This window comes from Celeribacter sp. PS-C1 (genome assembly GCF_019429625.1).
In the GTDB taxonomy this organism is placed as follows: Bacteria; Pseudomonadota; Alphaproteobacteria; order Rhodobacterales; family Rhodobacteraceae; genus Celeribacter.
Genome location: NZ_JAHXRW010000038.1, coordinates 1 through 912, shown reverse-complemented (window position 1 = coordinate 912; position 912 = coordinate 1). Strand labels below are relative to the sequence as shown.

2 protein-coding genes are annotated in these 912 nt (G+C 58.7%); both read left to right on the top strand.

Translation table 11 applies throughout. The annotated features are described in order from the left end of the window. Positions 1 to 125 precede the first annotated feature (125 nt). Entirely contained in the window at positions 126 to 467 is a 342-nt protein-coding gene (locus tag J5Y17_RS19085) for a hypothetical protein (protein WP_219787437.1), read from the top strand. Between the two features lie 98 nt (positions 468 to 565). After that, the gene (locus J5Y17_RS19080) at positions 566 to 907 is read left to right on the top strand and encodes a hypothetical protein (protein WP_219787437.1); all 342 of its coding nucleotides are present in this window, start codon (positions 566 to 568) and stop codon (positions 905 to 907) included. Positions 908 to 912 lie beyond the last annotated feature (5 nt).

Here is a 912-nt window from a genome sequence, read left to right as displayed (position 1 = left end):
GTTCCTATTTACACATCCATGACGGAAGCCTACATTCATTTTCATCGAAAGACGCAAAAACGAACACACGGCGTCTTGCACAAACTGACGTGAAACACACGAAACACTTATTAAGGACCAAAACCATGACCAACACTTTCAAAACCCTCGCTGCTGCCGCTGTCGTCGCTGTTGCCGGTTCCGCCGCTTTCGCTGGCCCGAACTACATCATCCCGGGCAACCAGGCCTCCGCCAAAACCGTCGCAAACGTGGAACTCGTCCGCGCTGACGCTCCGGCAACCCTCGAAGTTTACTCCGTGCACGGCGGTGAGCGCGTGGCTCTTCTGGGCTCCACCGACGTGAACGCCGGCGCCAACACCGACGTCAAAGTCAGCCTCTCCTCCGCTCCGCGCTCCAACATCGAGTTCGTGCTCGTCGGCGCAAACGGTGCTGACCTGGCCGAAACCAACGTGAACAACATCCAATAAAGCGCCGTCGCGCTTTCAAAGCTGGTCCGGTTCGCTCTGAGCCAATGTGCTCAGGGCGGATGGGAGACCGCTAAACATCAGATAAAAGGACCAAAACCATGACCAACACTTTCAAAACCCTCGCTGCTGCCGCTGTCGTCGCTGTTGCCGGTTCCGCCGCTTTCGCTGGCCCGAACTACATCATCCCGGGCAACCAGGCCTCCGCCAAAACCGTCGCAAACGTGGAACTCGTCCGCGCTGACGCTCCGGCAACCCTCGAAGTTTACTCCGTGCACGGCGGTGAGCGCGTGGCTCTTCTGGGCTCCACCGACGTGAACGCCGGCGCCAACACCGACGTCAAAGTCAGCCTCTCCTCCGCTCCGCGCTCCAACATCGAGTTCGTGCTCGTCGGCGCAAACGGTGCTGACCTGGCCGAAACCAACGTGAACAACATCCAATAAAGCGT